Consider the following 17,551-nt stretch of genomic DNA (forward strand, 5'->3'; position numbering starts at 1 on the left):
GACCACCCAGGAGCCATCGATGCCACACGATCCCGTGCTCGGCCTGCGCCAGAACGCTGCCCAGTTCGCGCTTCTCGTCGCGGTCAACGCGCTCGTCGGCGGCATGGTCGGCCAGCAGCAGACCGTGCTGCCGCTGCTCGCGGAGTCCGAGTTCGGCCTGACCGGCTACACCTACATCTTCACTTACATCGCGGCATTCGGGATCACCAAGGCCGCGGCCAACTACTTCGCGGGCACGTTCTCCGACCGCTACGGGCGCAAGCCGGTGCTGCTCGTGGGCTGGCTGTTCGCCGTCCCGGTGCCGGTGATGCTCATCATGGCGCCAAGCTGGGAATGGGTCGTCCTCGCCAACGTGCTGCTCGGCATCAACCAGGGCCTCACCTGGTCGACGACCGTGGTGATGAAGATCGACCTGGTCGGCCCCGCCAATCGCGGCCTGGCCATGGGCCTGAACGAGGCCGCCGGATACGGAGCGGTAGCCGTGAGCTCGCTGCTCGCGGGCTACCTCGCGGAGCAGCATGGATTGCGCCCCGCGCCCTTCCTGCTCGGGCTCGCCTACATCGCGATCGCGCTGATGCTCTCCGGGTTCTTCGTGCGCGAGACGCGCGGCCACGCGCACCTCGAGGCGCAGGACCACGTCCGTCGATCCGACGGGATGCACGACCACCTGCACGGGGAGCTCACGAACCGCCAGATCGCCGTGCAGACCAGCCTCAAGGAACCGGCGCTGTCCTCGGCCAGCCTCGCGGGCCTGGTCAACAACCTCAACTTCGGCCTGTCCTGGGGGCTGTTCCCGCTCCTGTTCGCCACCGCTGGCCTGACGATCTCCCAGATCGGGCTGCTGTTCGCCCTCTACCCGGGCGTGTGGGGCGCCGGGCAGCTCGTCACCGGCGCGCTGTCGGACCGCGTGGGGCGCAAGCACCTCATTACCGCCGGCATGGGCACCCAGGCTGTCGCGCTCGCGCTGATCGCCGCCTCCAGCGGATTCGCCGGATGGGCCGTGGGCGCCGTGCTGCTCGGAGCGGGCACGGCCATGGTCTACCCGACCTTGCTGGCCGTGATCGGCGATGTCGCGCACCCTGTCTGGCGTGGCCGCGCGGTCGGTGTCTACCGGGTGTGGCGCGACCTCGGCTACGCCTTCGGCGCCATCATCGGCGGTGTCGCCGCGGACCTGATGGGCCTACATGCCGCGGTGTGGGTGGCCGCAGTGGTCAGCGCGGCGACCGCGGTGGCGGTCTCGGTGAGGATGTACGAGACGCACCAACCGGTCTAGCGCCGGGCTAGCTGCTGCGGCGCCGGATGTCCTCGATGATCGCCGAGAAGTCCCGGCCCTTGCCGTCCTCTCCGAGGTAGCGGTGGTAGAGCGCCGCGGCCTGCTCGGCGAGCGCGCCGTCGACACCGTGCGCCCGCAGCGCTGCGGTGGCGAGCCCGAGGTCCTTGTCCATCAGCTCCACCGCGAACCCGGGCACGTACCCACGATTGGCCGGGGATGCGGGGACAGGCCCGGGCACGGGGCAGTAGGAGGTGAGCGACCAGCATTGCCCGGAGGCCTGCGAGGCCACCGCGAACAAGGCCTCGTGGCTCAGCCCGAGATGCTCGCCGAGCACGAACGCTTCGCTCACGCCGATCATGGTGATGCCGAGGATCATGTTGTTGCAGATCTTCGCGGCCTGCCCCGCGCCCGGCCCGCCGCAATGCACGATGGTCCGGCCCATCACCTCGAGCAGGGGGCGCGCGGCATCCATGGCCGTGTCCGGCCCGCCGACCATGAAGGTCAGGGTGCCTGCTTCGGCGCCCGCCACCCCGCCCGAGACGGGCGCATCGACGCAGCCGAATCCTGCCTGCCCGATGCGCTCGTGGGCACGACGGGCATCGGCGACATCGATGGTGGAGCATTCGAGGAACAGCGCGCCGGGCCGGGCGGCGGGCAGCGCATGGTCGAGCACCTCATGGACGTGGTGGCCGCCCGGCAGCATCGTGAGCACGATGGCGGCCCCGGAGACGGCTTCCTCGATGCTGCTCGCTGTGGCGATGCCATGCTCGCTTGCATCCTTCAGCGCTGCGGGCACGACGTCGAAGCCGGTGACGGGATAGCCGGCGGCGGCGAGGTTGCGGGCCATGGGCGCGCCCATGTGGCCGAGCCCGATGAACGCGACGGTGGGCAGTGGATCCTTGGTGGTCATGATGCAGCCTTCTGGTGGGTACGGGGGCGGAGGGTGTCGCGGGCGATGATGCGATGCATGATCTCGCTCGCGCCCTCGAGGATGCGATGCACGCGCAGGTCGCGGACGATCTTCTCGATGCCGTAATCGGCGAGGTAGCCATAGCCGCCGTGCAGTTGCAGGGCCTGGTCGGCGATGGTGTAGCAGGTCTCGGTGACGTGATGCTTGGCCATCGCGCACAGCACGGTCCGGTCGGGATCCCCGCGGTCGAGCGCGCTCGCGGCGCGCCACAGGATGCTCCGGGAGGTCTCGATGCCCAGGCGCATCCTGGCGATGGTTGCTTGCACGGTCTCGCGCTCGGCGAGGGGCTCGCCGAACGCGATGCGCTCGCGGGCATGCCGCACGGTAGCCTCCAGCGCTGCCTCGGCGCCGCCGAGGGAGCATGCGGAGATGCCGAGCCGTCCGCCATCGAGCCCGGACATGGCGATGGCGAAGCCCTGGCCGGGCTCTCCGAGCATGTTGCCGGCGGGCACGCGAGCGCGGTCGAGGATGACCTGCCGGGTGGGCTGGGCGTGCCAGCCCATCTTGCGCTCGTCCGCGCCGAACGAGAGGCCTGGCGTGCCCGCGGGGACGAGGATCGCGCTGATCCCGCGCGGGCCGTCGCCGCCGGTGCGGGCCATCACCAGGTAGAGCTCGCTCGTGCCCGCGCCGGAGATGAACTGCTTGGTGCCGGTGAGCTCGAGCTCGTCACCGTCGAGCCGGGCGGTGGTCGACAGCGCCGCGGCGTCCGAGCCCGCGCCTGGCTCGGTCAGGCAGTACGAGGCGAGCGCCTCCATCCCGCACAGCCGGGGCAGCCACTGCTCGCGCTGCGCGCGCGTGCCGTGGGTGTCGATCATGCCCGCGACCATGTTGTGGATCGATGCAAACGCGGCGATCGTCGGGCACGCCCGCGCCAGGGCGGTATAGATGCGCACGGCATCGAGGCGGGCGAGGCCCGCGCCGCCGTGGTCCTCGCGGACGGTGATACCGCCCATGCCGAGCGCGCCCGCCTCGCGCAGCACGTCCACGGGGAAGTGGGAGCGCTGGTCCCAGTCGAGCGCGTGCGGGGCGATGCGGGCCCGCGCGAAATCCTCGACTGTGGCGAGGATGTCGCGGTCGGCGTCGTCGAGCACGAACAGGTCGTTCATCGCATCGTGGGGATCGAGAAGTGGTCGGTGGCGGGCGCGGTGCTCTCGGCCCCGGCTTGCCTGATCCCGCCGGACGGCCAGCGCTCGGTGACGGTCTTGGTGCGGGTGTAGAAGCGGACAGCGTCGGGCCCGTGCTGGTTGAGGTCGCCGAACATCGACGCCTTCCAGCCGCCGAAGGTGTGGTAGGCCACGGGAACGGGGATGGGCACGTTGATCCCGACCATGCCGACCTGCACGCGGGCGGCGAAATCGCGCGCGGCGCCGCCATCGCGGGTGAAGATCGCCACGCCGTTGCCGAACTCGTGCTCGCTAGGCAGGCGCAGCGCGTCCTCGTAGGTCTCGGCGCGCACCACCGACAGGACGGGTCCGAAGATCTCCTCGGTGTAGGAGCGGGAGGTAGTGGGCACCCGGTCGAGCAGGGTGGGCCCGGTGAAGAACCCGTTCTCGTGGCCCTCGACGACAAGGCCCCGGCCGTCGATGACGATGTCGGCGCCGTCGTTCGCGGCGATGTCGATGTAGTCGTCCACGCGGGCAACGGCATCGGCGCTGACGAGCGGGCCGAAGTCGACGGACGGATCATCGGAGGGCCCCACGGACAGGCTCTTGACCCGCTCGGCGAGGCGGGCGACGAGCGCGTCGGCGGTTGCCTCGCCCACGGGCACCACGACCGAGATCGCCATGCACCGCTCCCCCGCCGATCCGTAGCCCGCGCCCACGACGGCGTCGACCACCTGGTCGAGGTCGGCATCGGGCATGACGATGGCATGGTTCTTCGCGCCGCCGAAGCAATGGGCGCGCTTGCCGTTGGCGGTGGCGGTGGAATAGATGTAGCGGGCGATCGGGGTGGAGCCGACGAACCCGACAGCAGCGATCTGCTCGTGGTGGAGCAGCGCATCGACGGCTTCCTTGTCGCCGTGCACGACGTTGAAGACCCCAGGGGGAAGGCCGGCCTCGAGGAACAGCTCCGCGAGGCGGACCGGCACCGAGGGGTCGCGCTCGGAGGGCTTGAGGATGAAGGAGTTGCCGCAGGCGATGGCGGGCGCGGCCTTCCAGAGCGGGATCATCGCGGGGAAGTTGAACGGGGTGATCCCGGCAACGACGCCGAGGGGCTGGCGCATCGAGTAGACGTCGATTCCCGCGCCGGCGTCGGTGGTGTGCTCTCCCTTGAGCAGGTGCGGTATGCCGCAGGCGAACTCGACGACCTCGAGGCCGCGCTGGAGGTCTCCGTGCGCGTCGGCGATGGTCTTGCCGTGCTCGGCGGAGAGCAGCTTGGCGAGGTTCTCGCGCTCGGGCTCGACGAGCTCGAGGAACCGGGCGAGCACGCGGGCTCGTCGCTGCGGGTTCCAGGCGGACCATTCGGCTTGCGCGGTGGCCGCGGAGCGTACTGCCTCATCGACGTCGGTGCTGTTGGCGAGGGGGACTCTCGCCTGCACCTCCCCGCTGCTCGGGTGGTGCACGTCGGCGGTGCGGGTGCTCGATCCTGCGGTGGGCTTGCCGGGGATGAAGTGCGGGATGTCGCGCACGGTCATGGTGGTCCTTTGGGGTCGCGGATGATGTGCCACAAACTGCGGTAGTCCAATAGTAGGATGTCCAAGTGTTTTGCGCCATGGTCTCGCCCGCCGAGTCTCGCCCGTCCCCTCGCTCCCGCGAGCGATCAAGCATGATGGACACATGGAGCCGCGCCGACCCTTGCCGTTGGATCCGATCGCGACCGCCCGCGACCACTGGACCACGAACGGCTGGACCGACGCCGCGCCGGGAATGGCCGCGGTCACCTCCGTGATGCGCGCCCACCAGCTGATGCTCGCCAAGGTCGAGAAGGCGCTACGGCCGTTCGGGCTGACCTTCGCCCGCTACGAGGTCCTGATGCTGCTGAGCTTCACCCGCCGCGGCGAGATCCCCATGGCGCGCGCGAGCTCGCGCCTGCAAGTGCACCCCACCTCGATCACCAACGCTGTCGATCGCCTCGAGCAGGCCGGGCTCGTGCGCCGCGAGCCACACCCCGACGATCGCCGCACCACCCTCATCCGGATCACCGACGACGGCCGCAGGATTGCCCGCTCCGCCACCGATGCGGTCAACGAGCAGGTCTTCGCCGCGCTGCCCCTCGCCGCCAGCGACACCGAGCAGCTCGTGGCCGTCCTGACCCGGTTCCGCGCCGCGGCCGGTGACTTCACCGATTCGGAGCACGCCGAGCACTAGGGCATCGAGGCCCTAGAGCCGCGCGTGCGCGATGGCGCTGCTCGTCAGCGAGCCGAACCACAGCTCCCCGGCATGCTCGCGCACGCTCGTGAGCATCGAGAAGCCGTCGATCCGGCCATACTCCTCATGGGCGACGACTCCGCGATCGTCGTAGGCGAGGAAGCCGATCTCCGCCGAGGGCGTGGGCAGCAGCTTCTCCGGCAACCGCCCCACCGCCCGGCGCGCGGCCCGCGGCAAGTGGCCCACCACATCGAGCACGGCATTGCGCGGATTGGCCAGCGCCACCCAGATCAAGCCGTCGCTACCGGTGGAGCAGTTATCGGGATACCCCGGCAGGTCCTCGGCGAACGGCTCGGCCTCTCCCGCGGCATCCCCGGTGAGCCATATCCGCTCGATGCGGCGCGTCGTCGTCTCCGCCACGATCACATAGGACTCATCGAGCCCGAGCGCGACGCCGTTTGCGAACTGCAGGCCCTCTCGCACCACCTCGACCGACCCATCCGGATCCCGCCGCAGCAGCCTGCCCGTCCCCGTGCGCTCGATCATCTCCGCCCGCCACCGCGGGATGACGTGCAGCGCGGAGGAATCGCTGAAGAAGATCGTCCCGTCCGCAGCGACGGCAGCATTGTTGCAGGTGCGCAGCGGCACACCGGCGACCTCATCGACCAGGACGCGGACCGCGCCATCGCGGAGGGAAACGGCCAGCAATCCGGCATCGGAGGCGCACACCACCAGCTCATCGGCGCCGAGGAGCTCGATGCCCAGCGGGCGACCGGGAACGGTGGCGATCGTGGCGACCTCGCCCTCCCGCGTCCGCGAGATGATGCGGCCATCGACGAGCCCGGTGTACAACGTGCCATGCTCGTCGAGCACGATGTCCTCCGGGCCCTCGCCGGGAATCGGATGAACGGCTAGGTAGGCAGTGCTCACGTGCACTCCTTCTCGATTGCTAGCAGGTCGACCGCGCGGGCACCCCCCGGAACCGGTCCGCGAGGTACTCGTAGGCGTCGTTGAAGCCGAGCGCTGCCGGGATCAGGTGCTCTGCCACATCGTAGGTGACAAACGTCAAGGGCGAGCCCGATGCGCAGTACCGCGCGGCGATCTCAGCGACCCCGTCGTAGGGCGTGAGCGGATCGAGCTTCCCGTGCCACATGTAGACAGGAGCCGTGGGCACGCCCTCGAAGTAGCGGATGCTGTTCTCCCGCAGCACTTCCCTGGCCTCGCCGTTGCTCAGCCAGCCCTGCGAGCGCGTCAGCTGCGCGGCGCCGCGGAACGCGCCGTGGAAAAGGATCGAGCGGCGGCACTCGTTGCTCAGGAGGTCACGCAGTCGCTGCCCCTCCGGATTGAGCTCCGGGGACATCCGAAACCGCTCCGGATACTCCCGCTCCAGCCCGATCGCGGCGGCGAACCCCAGCCCGAATCCCGGGTGCGGCTCGTTGCCGATGACCTCCGCCATCTGCTCGAGATCCGCCGGGAGCCCACCCTGGACCGCGCCCGCGAGCTCGAGCTCGGGGGCGTACTCCGGCTGCAGCGCTGCCGCCCAGGCAGTGGACATCGCCCCGCCGGAATACCCGGCGAGGCCTACCGGGCTGGATTCCAGGCCGAGCTCGGGCAGGCTGCGCACCGCGCGGATGCTATCGAGGGTGATCATCCCGCCGAGCCGGGCGGCGCCATAGGCGTTTCCCGGGCCGAGATGATCGGGGATGTTCACCGCCCAGCCGCGCTGCAATGGCAGCAGCAGCCCCGGGGCCTCCACCTGCTCGAGGTTGAACAACGCGCGCGAGGGCGCGCAGCGCGAGCCGAGCGCGTTGACGATGGGCTGGTAGGACAGCAGCGGCCGCGCGGCATCCTGCGCCACGGGGCTAGGCGGGATGAAGACGGTGGTGACCGCCACGATCGGCGCGCCGTGGGAATCGGTGGAGCGGAACGCGACCTGCCAGCCCTTCGCCCCCGCGTACACCGCCGCGTCGATCTCGCGGACGCGCAGCACATCGCCGGGCTCGGCACCGCTCAATCCGGTGGGGTCATGGTAGAACGAATCGGGATCCGGCACCGCGAACGCCGGCCCCGCCGCGGCCCCGGGGGCGTGGGCCACGGCCCCCGCGGCCGCCATCAGCAACGCGATGAACACCGCCACGGCAGATGATGGACGCACCAATCTCTCGCTAGGACCCATGCGGCTCGCTCCCCCTTGCATTCCCGATCCCGCCACGCGCCAGCAATGGCCGACGCGGGTAGATCACAATTCGTCACCAATGTGACAGCACGCACATCGTAACGGTGGGAACGTGCTAGCGCGAGCCGGGGAGTGCCTCACCGGGAATCCGCGATCTCCTCCTCGGGGCGCGGCGGGACGGACTCATCGATCTCGAGGGAGTGCGGGAGCGCGTACTCCGGATGCTCCTCGAGCAACTCGTCGGCGAGAGCGTGCCCATGCAGGTCGTGGCGGGTCGTGGCCATGGCGAACCTCCGTATCACGATCGTCCCCCGTGGCCGGCGAGCGGCCAACACTAGGGGTGCGCTACTGCTCCTCCAGCCTAGGCGCCGGGATCGGCTCCACGGGCTGGGTCGCGATGCCACTGCGGCCCCGCTCCACGACAACAAGGCCGGCAAGGATGGCGAGGGCTCCGCCCAGCTGCACGCCGGTGAGCACCTCGCCCAGCATGATCCACGCCACGACCGCGGCGAACACGACCTCGGACAGGCCCACCACAGCTGCCCGGGGCGCACCGAGCCGCGCTATCGCGACCACCCCTACCGCGTAGGCCAACGCCCCCGAGGCAACCGCAAGCACCAGGACCGCGACCCACCACGGTGCCCGAGCAGGACCAATGCCCACGGTCCCGGAGAGATCAGCCGTGAGCGCCAGCAGCGGCAGAGGCGCCACCAGCGCGAGCACCACGGCGGGCGCGAGGAACTCGATGAGCAACGCCACGCTCACCGGGAGGTATTGCACGGCGGAGAAGAAGCACAGCTGCACGCCTGCGATCGCCGCGATGCCGAACAGCAGGATCGTCGAGCGGTCCGCCCGAATCGCGTCCAGCCGCTCCCGCGTCCGTCCACGCTGCATGAGCAGCAACGCGGCCACGAGGATGAGCGCTGCTCCCGTGATCCGGGCGAGCACCACGACCAGGGGCGACCACCCGGCTTCGAGCAGGGCCTTCGCGAAGGGGCCAGAGAGACCGAACAGTGCGGCGGAGGCGAGCGCGAGGCCCACGCTCGCGAGCAAGGGCGGTCGGCGGAAGCTCGGATCAGGACGGGGCACGCCTGTGACTATCGAGCCAGCCAGCCCTCGCCGGCAACAGGTTTTCCGCCCGCTCCCGGCCCGGCGGGCGGACGGTCCGCACCGGGCCGCACCGCGCAGAGATCACCGCCGCGACGACCACGACCGCGCCCGCCGCGGCTACGAGCCCGAGCGCCGGGGCCGCGAGGTCCCCCGCGAGCCTGCCCTGCGCGATCCAGGCCAGCGCCCACGCCACCGCGGCGGCGGGCGCTGCCCGCCCCCCGCTGGCCCTCGCGAGGAGCGCCGATGCCACCACGAGCCCGCAGATCGCCCCAACCGACCACGCGGTGGCGGTGCTCGAGGGCTCGCCCGCCCCGATGCCGATGAACACGAGCCAGGAGGATGTGTTGGCGAGCACCATGGCCATGATCCACCCGAGATAGAGCCCGAACACCCCATCGATGAGCAACCGGTCGATACGCCCAGAGGGGCACGCCTCGGCGACGGTCGCGATGATCATCACTAGTGCCGCGAGCAGCGCGAGGATGATCACCACGCTCGCGAGCAGTGCCCCCGAGACGGCCGCGACGATCCAGGCAGCATTGAGCAGCATCGAGGCGACTGCCCAGCCGCGCAGCCGGGCGTGGCGCAGCGAGCGCTGCTGCGCGGGCAACGCCTGCCACACCGCGTAGGCGGCCAGCCCGAGGTAGAGCACGGGCCACAGGGCATACGCCGGCGCGGCGGGAGCCAGCAGGGTGCCCGTCTCGGCGAAGACGCCATCGGCCGCGGAACCCAGCGAGCGGGCCCCCATGCGTCCGCTGCCCACGAGCACCGCGGCACCCATCGCGGCGCACGCGAGCAGCACTCCCATCGAGGCTGCGCGGGTGCCGCCCGGGTGGTCCTCGCTTCGCACCTGGCGGGCCTCCTCGGTGGTCATTGCTGGTGATCGGATTCATCCTGGCACACCTGGGCAGGGCATCGAGCTTGGCCGACCGGCGAGGCAAGGATCACCCTGCGCGGCCACGCTGGGATCGACTACATTTGTTCGCCATGGACAGTTGTAGTATCTGCCCGTCACAGCGCCGCGAATCTGTGACGGGATACCCGTTCCTCCCCCACCTTGGTGCGCGCGCCTGCGCGGCCCGGTCGTGGAGGTCGACGACATGCTAGAAGCCTGGATCCTCCTCGGCCTCGCGGTCATCCTGATCGCTGCGAACGCCCTGTTCGTTGCGGCTGAGTTCGCGCTCGTGACCGTGGACCGGCCACTGATCGCGGCGGCCGCGGCGCAGGGCGACAAGCGCGCGCAGTCGGTGCAGAAGGCCCTCAAGTCACTGTCCACCCAGCTGTCTGGCGCGCAGCTCGGCATCACGGTGACCAGCCTGGTGATCGGCTTCATCGCCGAGCCCTCGCTCGCGACCCTGCTGCGCCCCGTGCTCGAGACCCTCGGCCTGCCCGAGTCGAGCAGCCTGGGCGTGGCGATCACCGTGGCGCTGCTGACCGCGACGATCCCCCAGATGGTCTTCGGCGAGCTCGTGCCGAAGAACTGGGCTATCTCCGAGCCCGAGCGCGTCGCGCGCGCCGTCTCGGGGCCGCAGCGCGCGTTCACCGCGGGCTCGCGCCCGTTGATCCGCGTGCTCAACGGGGCATCCAATGCGATGGTGCGCGCGCTGGGCGTCGAGCCGCGCGAGGAGCTCGCCTCCGCCCGGTCCGCCCAGGAGCTCGGCGCGCTCGCCACGAAGTCTGCCTCGGAGGGCCTGCTCGAGCCGGATGTGGCCGAGCGGCTGTCCCAGGCGGCCGAGTTCGCGGAGCAGACGGCGGCCGATGTGATGACGCCCAGGCCCCGGGTCACGTTCGTCTCCGCGGACCTGCCGGTCACCGATGTGCTGGCCCTGGTCTCGCGCACCGGCCACGCGCGCTTCCCCGTGGAGGACTCCTCCGTCGATGACGTGATCGGTGTCGTGCACTTCAAGGAGGCCCTCGCGGTGCCGCCGGAGCAGCGCGCGACCACCACTGCCCGCGACATCATGAGCGAGGTCCGGGCCTTGCCGAGCTCGCTTCCCATCGATGATGTGCTCGCCGAGCTGCGCAGCGGCATCCACCTCGCGGTGGTGGTCGATGAGTATGGCGGCACCGACGGCATCGTTACCATCGAGGATCTCGTCGAGGAGATCGTGGGCGAGATCGATGACGAGCAGGATCGTCCGTCCGCGCGGGCCCGGCAGCTCGCTGACGGAACGTGGACCCTGCCTGGGCTGCTGCGCCCCGACCAGGTCGATGACCTCACCGGCGTGGACCTTCCCGAGGGGGAGCACTCCGACACCATCGGCGGCGTGATCGTCGAGCAGCTCGGTCGCCTCGCGGTGCCCGGCGATACGATCACCCTCGCCGGGCGCAATTTCCGGGAGCTCGACGATGATGGCCCCCCCACTGATGCGGATGTGCGCATGACGGTCACGCAGGTCGACGGCTACCGCGTCGCGCGGGTCCGGATGACCATCACTTCGCCGGCCAGCGGCACAGCGTCCGAGGAGGCGCGCTCATGATCGACATCACGGGAATGCTGATCGGCATCGCGCTGCTCCTGGGCAACGCGTTCTTCGTCGGTGCCGAGTTCGCGCTGGTCTCGGTGCGCCGCACCCAGATCGAGCCCCTAGCGGAGTCCGGCAGCCGCCTGGCTCGCTGGACGCTGCGGGCGGTGGACAATGTCTCGCTGATGATGGCGGGCGCCCAGCTCGGCATCACCATGTGCTCGCTGGGCCTCGGCGCTGTCGCGGAGCCCGCTGTCGCCTACTTCCTCGAGATCCCCCTCGAGGCGCTGGGCGTGCCGTCGGCGCTGCTGCATCCGATCGCAGTGGTCATCGCGCTGACGATCGTGCTGTCGCTGCACATGACGGTCGGCGAGATGGTGCCGAAGAACCTTGCGATCGCCGGTCCTGCCCGGGCGGCGATGGTCCTCGGGCCGATCCTCTACGTCATCGTCCAGGTGGCGAAGCCGCTGCTGCTGCTGATCAACTTCCTCGCCAACACGGTGCTGCGGCTGATCCGGGTCACCCCGAGGGATAACGTGGCGGCGGCGTTCACCGCGGAGGAGGTGGCGAGCTTCGTCAGCGAGTCGAAAGCGGAGGGCGTTATCGATGAGGAGGAGCACCAGTTGCTCTCGGGCGCGCTGAGCATCAGCAGCGAGACCATTGACTCCATCACGGTCCCGCGCAGCGAGCTGACGGTCCTTCCCCGCTCGGCGACTATCGCGCAGGCCCAGGCGGAGTGCGTGCGCACCGGCTACTCGCGCTTTCCGCTTGCTGACGACAATGGCCAGCTCACCGGCTATGTGCACGTCAAGGACTTGCTCGATGCATCGCTGGACCCCGGGGCGCCACTGCCCGGGGACGTGATCCGTGCGCTGCCCCGGTTCGCCGCCGATACGCTCCTCGATGATGCGCTCGACGGCATGCAGGAGGGCGGCGTGCATGTCGCTCTGGTGACTGATGGCACGAGCGCAGTGATGGGCGTGGTGATGCTCGAGGACGTCGTCGAGCGGCTCATCGGGGAGATCGGGGAGCTCAACGACTCCAGCGGATCCCGCTAACTGCTCGCCGGAGACGGCGTTGGCTCATTATCGTGGGCTGGGTGGGACTCACTCTGACCGCTCACGCTGTCACCGACCGGGGTTTCTTCCGTGACCGCAACGAGGATGCGATCGCGGTCGACACCTGGTTCAGCCAGGCCGAGCATGGGGTGGCAACGACGTTCCGGATGCCGCTGGCCCGCCCCACCGTGCTGGCTGTGGCCGACGGTGTGGGCGGGCAGCCAGGCGGCGATGTGGCCAGCCGGGTCGCGCTGATGGAGCTCATCGCGGGCAAGGACCGCCTCGCGTCCGCGTCGGGGATCTGCGGGGGCATGCGCTCGATCCATGATCGTATCCGGTCGGTGGGGCGCAGCACGGGCCTCACGGGCATGGCAACGACGGTCGCGGGGATCGCGGTGGGGCCGGGATCGCTGCGGGTGTTCAACGTGGGCGACAGCCGGGTGTACCTGGCGGGTCCTGATGGCGCCCTGCGTCAGCAGTCCCTCGACGATGTCGTGCGTGATGCGTTCGGCAACCCGACGCATGTGCTCACCCAGTGCCTGGGTCGTCCGGGGCAAGCGCCGCAGCCGAACATATCCGGGCCCGGGGACGGTCCGCGGGAGGGCGGAATGGGGTTCCGGGCGGTGCTGTGCACCGATGGCATCCACAGCGTCCTCGATGAGCAACTGATCGAGCGGGCCCTGCTCGAGCGCAGCGGGCTGGATTGCATCGATTATCTGGTCGAGACTGCGATCCGTCGTGGCAGCCGGGACAATTACTCGCTCATCATTGTCGAGGTCGGCGAATAGTCGGTATCCGCACCGGAAATACCGGCATTGTCCGTTTTTGAAGCTGAGGTTTTTGTGGTGGCCCATGGCGGCAATGCCCAATCGGGATGACGCCGTTGCAGGCGCGAGCACTGCCGCCATGGACCGCAGGGCCGAGAGTGGTCGGCATCGCGCGTAGCCCGGAAGGCAGCCTTGAAAGCAGTGGAAGTGCTGCTCACCCCTCTGAGCAGCAACCCCACGCGTGCCGTGCCATTCACGCTACTGCCCACCCCTCGGGGCAGCAGCGCCAGGACGGCGTTCTCGCAGGAATTATCGAGCAGCACCCCAGAATTGTTACTCCACTGTGATGGCCGTCCCGTTCCCGCGCGGCAAAAATCCCGCGCCACGATCGGGTATTTCAAAACTGTATTAGTTTCTGGGGCGGCGACAACGCAGCGCCCGCCCGAGTGGCACCTCGCCACGTCCACTGCTTGACTGGTGGAACACGGCATGCCCGGCAGCAACGAGGGAGCCCTTGACATGGATAGCGAAACGCTCGCCGCCTCCCACCGCGAGCAATGGGCACGCCTCGCCGAGCTCGCCCGCCGCGCGGGCAGGCTCAGCGGCGACGAGGCCGACGAGCTGATCTCGCTCTACCAGCAAGCCACGACGCACCTATCGATCGCCCGCACCACCCTGCACGATCCCCGCCTCGTCGATGAGCTGACCATGCTCGTCGCCCGCTCGCGCGCCGCCATCACCGGCACGCCTGCCCCCGGGTGGCACTCCCTCGCCCAGTTCGCGACGACCACGTTTCCCGCCGCGCTGTACCGCACCCGCGCGTGGTGGATCGCCACCGCGCTGGCGTTCCTCGCCACCACCGCCGTCATCGCCACCTGGGTCGCGCGGGTTCCCGATGTCCGCGCCGCCATCGCCGCCCCCGACGAGATCCGCGAGCTGACCCGTCCCGGCGGTGACTTCGAGTCCTACTACTCCACCCATCCAGCGGCATCGTTCGCTGCCCAGGTGTGGACCAACAATGCCTACATCGCCGCCGCCTCGCTGATCGTCGGCATCCTCATCCTGCCCGTCGTCTACATCCTGTTCATCAACGCTGCCAATGTCGCCGTCGCGGCCGGGCTCATGGCGGCCGCCGACCGGCTCGACGTGTTCTTCGGGCTCATCCTGCCCCACGGACTACTCGAGCTCACGGCGGTGTTCGTCGCTGCTGGAGCGGGCATGCGGCTAGGCTGGACCGTCATCGATCCCGGTCCCCGGGCGCGGTCCCGCGCGCTCGCGGAGGAAGGCCGGGTCGTTGCTGTCCTTGCCCTCGGCCTCGCCGTGGTCCTGCTCCTCTCCGGCCTCATCGAAGCAATCGTCACGCCCAGCGGGCTCGGCACGCCCGCCCGCATCGGCATAGGCATCGCCGCCGAGGTCGCCTTCCTCGCCTATGCCCTGTGGCGTGGCCGCCACGCGGTGGCGGGCGGCAGCATCGGCGACCTCCCTGGCCTCGCCGGGCACAACCGCGCGCCCGTCTCCGCACCGGCCTAGCGCCGGTCGCGTCCTCGGGCCGCGGTCCGATGCCCGATAGGTGCCCGACCGTAAGTAGTTCGTGTCTAAACCATGTCTACTGTGGTGCGAGCTCACCGAACGCGAGACCACAAGGCCCCCAGGGCCACTGGCTCGCATGCCCCGCAGGAGGACCCCTTGACCGCGCTCACCCGCAGGCAAGCATTGATCATCGCCGCCGCGACCACGACCGCGACCGCCATCGATCCCGCGGGCCTGCTCGGTGCCCGCCCGGCCCGGGCCCAGGCTCCTCGTCCTGCTCCCCGCTCGGCGACCTACACCACCACCGACGGCACCACCCTGACCGATATCCCGCTCGACAGCGCCAGCAAGGCCACCGGCCCGGTAGGCATCAGCTCCCCGACCGAAGCGTCGCAGGTCTTCGAGATCACCCAGGATGCCCCGTTCAACCTCCTCGGGGTCACCTGGACCGGCGCGGGACTGCTCGACGGCCAATGCCGCTCGCGCAACAGCGACGGAGAATGGGAGCCGTGGCGGGACCTCCACGGCGGCCACGGGCCCAACGAGATCGCGGACCCTGGTTCACCGGATGTCCGCAACGGCACCGAGCTCGTCTTCCTCGGCCAGACGACGGCAGTGCAGATCCACGTGCGCGGGCGGCGCATCGCGGGGGTCGAGACGGGCATGACCCCGGGTATGCCTGGCGGCCTGTCCGCCGTGCTCGTCCGGCCCAGCAAGGCCCCGCTCCGCACCGTCCAGCCGCAGGACCGGGAGCCCACCAGCATCGCGGGCACGCCCGCCAAGCCCCAGGTGATCACCCGGAGGCAATGGGGCGCCGACGAATCGATCCGTTCGCGCAACCCCGTCTACAACGACAGCCTCGGCGGCGTCGCGATCCATCACACCGCTGGCAACAACCAATACACCGAGTCCGAGGCCCGGCAGATCGTCCGTGGCATCTACGCCTACCACGCGCGGACCCTCGGCTGGGGCGATGTGGGCTACCACGCGCTCGTTGACAGGTTCGGCAACATCTATGAGGGCCGCTTCGGCGGAATGGACCGACCCGTCCAGGGAGCCCACGCCGGTGGCTTCAACATCAACACCGCCGGGTTCTCGATGATCGGAACGTTCACCAGCACCGCCCCGACCTCCGCGCAGCTCACCTCGATCGCCGAGCTCACGGGCTGGCGACTGGCCACCGCCAACGCGCTCAACCCGACCGGCACCCAGCCCAGGCTCACCGCCACGGGCACCACCACGATGTACTCGGAGGGCACCAGCTTCACGTGGGTCCCCCGCGGCCAGCCGATCACCGTGCCCATCGTGTTCGGGCACCGCGACGTCAACAACACTGAATGCCCGGGCGCGCAGGGGTACCGCTACCTGGGGCAGATCCGCAGCACCGCCGCCGCCTACATGGCGGAGAACAATGGCGGCGAGCAGCCGGAACAACCCGAGCAGCCCGAGCAGCCCGAGCAGCCCGAGCAGCCATCGCCGCCGCGCCCTGGCGGGAACAGGCCCAGCCTCGGCAGCCTGGGCCGCTAGCGACGCCGCCTACAAGCGCCCGGCGGCCTTGAGGGCCAGGTACTGATCAGCAAGTGCCGGCGGCAAGGCCTCCGGGTCGGCGTCGACGACCGTCACCCCCCGCGCGCGCAACCAGGCAGCAACCCGGCGGCGCTCCGCGAGATCCTGCTCGGCGGCCGCCGCGGCATGAACAGCATCACTGCTCGAGCGATCCCGGGCGATGCCGCGCAGCGCCGGATCAGCGACCGAGGCGAGGATCACCCGATGCCGCGCGAGCAAGCCATCGATCACCGGCAGCCAGGAATGCTCGATCGCCGCGGGCTCGAGCGGGGTCACGAGCACCACCAGGCAGCGCTTGCGCGCCCGGCGCAGCACTTCCGCGACAATCCCGGTCGCGCTCGTCTCGGCGAGCAGGGGCTCCACGGTCGCCATCGCATCCACCATCGCTGGCAGCAGCATCGACTCCGTCGTGCCGGACGCGCGAGAGGTCACCGCCACATCATGCGAGAAGTAGTCCACCCGGTCCCCGGCCCGGCACGCCAGCACCGCGAGCAGCAATGCGGCATCGAGCTGCGCATCCAGGCGCGGGGCATCCCCCACCCGGCCCGCGGACGTGCGGCCGCTGTCGACGGCGATAATGATCCGCCGGTCCCGCTCCGGTCGCCACGTGCGCACCATCACCTCGCGGGACCGGGCCGTGGCGCGCCAATCGATCGAGCGCACATCATCGCCAGGAACGTACTCGCGCAGCGCATCGAACTCGGTTCCCTCGCCGCGACCGAGCACTGATTGCCGCCCGTCGAGCTCGCGCAGCCGCGCCGTGCGCGACGGCAAGTGCTTGCGGCTCGTGAACGGCGGCAACGCTCGCACCGTCCCGGGCACAAGCTGGTCGTGCTGCCGGCCCGCGACGCCCAGCGGCCCCAGCGATCGGATCATCGTCGCCACCGCGTCGCGGTCGCCCCGGCGCACCGGCGTGATCCGGACCGCGACGGCGCGCGCATCGCCAGCAGGGATATCGATCCGCCACTGCGCGCCCGTGGCACCCGCGCTGGGCATCCACGCATCCCGCGCCTCGCCCCGGACCCTCCGGCTGCCGGTGTTGGCCAGTACGAGGCGGGATTCCACGGTGCCCCCGAGCCGCACTGACCGCTCTCCCGACCTCGTCACCACCACATCCTGCACCGACCCGGCCAGCGCCCGATCGGTGATGATCACGACCAGCAGGACCAGCACCGCCCCACCACGCCCCCACCACGACGGGGCGAGCACTCCGACGACCGGTGCCGCCGCTATAGCCAGCGCGCCCGCGCGCCCGGTCACGACGACGCTCCCGCGCCCGCCACGGGTGGTCATCGTGGCACCGCCACGGGTGGTCATCGTGGCACCGC

Annotated in this window: 16 protein-coding genes; 7 read left to right on the top strand and 9 right to left on the bottom strand. The window is 70.2% G+C overall.

The window, feature by feature from the left end; translation table 11 throughout:
• Positions 1–19 precede the first annotated feature (19 nt).
• Entirely contained in the window at positions 20–1,273 is a 1,254-nt protein-coding gene (locus HT102_RS00285) for an MFS transporter (protein WP_192037422.1), read from the top strand.
• Between the two features lie 7 nt (positions 1,274–1,280).
• On the opposite strand, the gene mmsB is transcribed toward HT102_RS00285, so the two are convergent.
• Genes mmsB through HT102_RS00300 form a run of 3 tightly spaced genes read right to left on the bottom strand, consistent with a single transcriptional unit; the run spans position 1,281 to position 4,878 of the window.
• Positions 1,281–2,183, bottom strand: coding sequence for a 3-hydroxyisobutyrate dehydrogenase (gene mmsB, locus HT102_RS00290; protein ID WP_192037423.1), 903 nt, complete (start codon positions 2,181–2,183; stop codon positions 1,281–1,283).
• A complete protein-coding gene (locus HT102_RS00295) occupies positions 2,180–3,340 on the bottom strand; it encodes an acyl-CoA dehydrogenase family protein (protein ID WP_192037975.1) in 1,161 nt (386 codons plus the stop codon). The genes mmsB and HT102_RS00295 overlap by 4 nt, the downstream gene beginning before the upstream one ends.
• Before the next feature lie 5 nt (positions 3,341–3,345).
• The gene (locus HT102_RS00300) at positions 3,346–4,878 is read right to left on the bottom strand and encodes a CoA-acylating methylmalonate-semialdehyde dehydrogenase (RefSeq protein ID WP_192037424.1); all 1,533 of its coding nucleotides are present in this window, start codon (positions 4,876–4,878) and stop codon (positions 3,346–3,348) included.
• A gap of 142 nt (positions 4,879–5,020) precedes the next feature.
• On the opposite strand from HT102_RS00300, the gene HT102_RS00305 reads away from it, so the two are divergent.
• Positions 5,021–5,551 carry a MarR family winged helix-turn-helix transcriptional regulator gene (locus tag HT102_RS00305; protein ID WP_192037425.1) on the top strand — a complete coding sequence of 177 codons (531 nt, stop codon included), beginning with the start codon at positions 5,021–5,023 and terminating at the stop codon, positions 5,549–5,551.
• A gap of 12 nt (positions 5,552–5,563) precedes the next feature.
• Here the strand turns inward: HT102_RS00305 and HT102_RS00310 are convergent, their stop codons facing one another.
• From HT102_RS00310 to HT102_RS00330, 5 genes are all read right to left on the bottom strand, one after another.
• Complete coding sequence (locus tag HT102_RS00310; protein ID WP_192037426.1) at positions 5,564–6,481, bottom strand: SMP-30/gluconolactonase/LRE family protein; 918 nt, start codon at positions 6,479–6,481, stop codon at positions 5,564–5,566.
• 19 nt (positions 6,482–6,500) lie between these two features.
• Entirely contained in the window at positions 6,501–7,664 is a 1,164-nt protein-coding gene (locus HT102_RS00315) for a lipase family protein (protein WP_192037976.1), read from the bottom strand.
• Between the two features lie 200 nt (positions 7,665–7,864).
• Complete coding sequence (locus HT102_RS00320; RefSeq protein ID WP_192037427.1) at positions 7,865–8,011, bottom strand: hypothetical protein; 147 nt, start codon at positions 8,009–8,011, stop codon at positions 7,865–7,867.
• 61 nt (positions 8,012–8,072) lie between these two features.
• On the bottom strand, positions 8,073–8,816 hold the full coding sequence (locus tag HT102_RS00325) for an EamA family transporter (RefSeq protein ID WP_192037428.1): 744 nt from the start codon (positions 8,814–8,816) through the stop codon (positions 8,073–8,075).
• Positions 8,803–9,711, bottom strand: coding sequence for a tryptophan-rich sensory protein (locus HT102_RS00330; RefSeq protein WP_192037429.1), 909 nt, complete (start codon positions 9,709–9,711; stop codon positions 8,803–8,805). Before HT102_RS00330 ends, HT102_RS00325 begins: the two co-directional genes overlap by 14 nt.
• 226 nt (positions 9,712–9,937) lie before the next feature.
• Here HT102_RS00330 and HT102_RS00335 point away from each other — a divergent pair, with 226 nt between their 5' ends.
• From HT102_RS00335 to HT102_RS00355, 5 genes are all read left to right on the top strand, one after another.
• Positions 9,938–11,317: a hemolysin family protein gene (locus HT102_RS00335; protein ID WP_192037430.1), complete on the top strand. Its 1,380-nt coding sequence runs from the start codon at positions 9,938–9,940 to the stop codon at positions 11,315–11,317.
• Positions 11,314–12,360 (top strand): hemolysin family protein, encoded by a 1,047-nt coding sequence (locus HT102_RS00340; protein ID WP_192037431.1) that lies wholly within the window; start codon positions 11,314–11,316, stop codon positions 12,358–12,360. The genes HT102_RS00335 and HT102_RS00340 overlap by 4 nt, the downstream gene beginning before the upstream one ends.
• A 41-nt stretch (positions 12,361–12,401) precedes the next feature.
• On the top strand, positions 12,402–13,148 hold the full coding sequence (locus HT102_RS00345) for a PP2C family protein-serine/threonine phosphatase (RefSeq protein ID WP_192037432.1): 747 nt from the start codon (positions 12,402–12,404) through the stop codon (positions 13,146–13,148).
• Between the two features lie 498 nt (positions 13,149–13,646).
• Positions 13,647–14,657 (top strand): stage II sporulation protein M, encoded by a 1,011-nt coding sequence (locus HT102_RS00350; protein WP_192037977.1) that lies wholly within the window; start codon positions 13,647–13,649, stop codon positions 14,655–14,657.
• A gap of 156 nt (positions 14,658–14,813) precedes the next feature.
• A complete protein-coding gene (locus HT102_RS00355) occupies positions 14,814–16,184 on the top strand; it encodes a peptidoglycan recognition protein family protein (protein WP_192037433.1) in 1,371 nt (456 codons plus the stop codon).
• A gap of 9 nt (positions 16,185–16,193) precedes the next feature.
• Here HT102_RS00355 and HT102_RS00360 read toward each other — a convergent pair whose 3' ends face one another.
• Positions 16,194–17,516 (bottom strand): DUF58 domain-containing protein, encoded by a 1,323-nt coding sequence (locus HT102_RS00360; RefSeq protein WP_192037978.1) that lies wholly within the window; start codon positions 17,514–17,516, stop codon positions 16,194–16,196.
• Positions 17,517–17,551: the final 35 nt, after the last annotated feature.

Origin of the sequence: Lolliginicoccus lacisalsi, from assembly GCF_014841105.1 — a bacterium.
In the GTDB taxonomy this organism is placed as follows: Bacteria; Actinomycetota; Actinomycetes; order Mycobacteriales; family Mycobacteriaceae; genus Lolliginicoccus; species Lolliginicoccus lacisalsi.

Excerpts from the sequence above, each read along its gene's own strand:
- HT102_RS00285 (WP_192037422.1), top strand. The coding sequence starts at position 20 with ATGCCACACGATCCCGTGCTCGGCCTGCGCCAGAACGCTGCCCAGTTC.
- mmsB (WP_192037423.1), bottom strand. The coding sequence starts at position 2,183 with ATGACCACCAAGGATCCACTGCCCACCGTCGCGTTCATCGGGCTCGGC.
- HT102_RS00300 (WP_192037424.1), bottom strand. The coding sequence starts at position 4,878 with ATGACCGTGCGCGACATCCCGCACTTCATCCCCGGCAAGCCCACCGCA.
- HT102_RS00305 (WP_192037425.1), top strand. The coding sequence starts at position 5,021 with ATGGAGCCGCGCCGACCCTTGCCGTTGGATCCGATCGCGACCGCCCGC.
- HT102_RS00315 (WP_192037976.1), bottom strand. The coding sequence starts at position 7,664 with ATGGCGGCCGCGGGGGCCGTGGCCCACGCCCCCGGGGCCGCGGCGGGG.
- HT102_RS00320 (WP_192037427.1), bottom strand. The coding sequence starts at position 8,011 with ATGGCCACGACCCGCCACGACCTGCATGGGCACGCTCTCGCCGACGAG.
- HT102_RS00330 (WP_192037429.1), bottom strand. The coding sequence starts at position 9,711 with ATGACCACCGAGGAGGCCCGCCAGGTGCGAAGCGAGGACCACCCGGGC.
- HT102_RS00335 (WP_192037430.1), top strand. The coding sequence starts at position 9,938 with ATGCTAGAAGCCTGGATCCTCCTCGGCCTCGCGGTCATCCTGATCGCT.
- HT102_RS00340 (WP_192037431.1), top strand. The coding sequence starts at position 11,314 with ATGATCGACATCACGGGAATGCTGATCGGCATCGCGCTGCTCCTGGGC.
- HT102_RS00350 (WP_192037977.1), top strand. The coding sequence starts at position 13,647 with ATGGATAGCGAAACGCTCGCCGCCTCCCACCGCGAGCAATGGGCACGC.
- HT102_RS00360 (WP_192037978.1), bottom strand. The coding sequence starts at position 17,516 with ATGACCACCCGTGGCGGGCGCGGGAGCGTCGTCGTGACCGGGCGCGCG.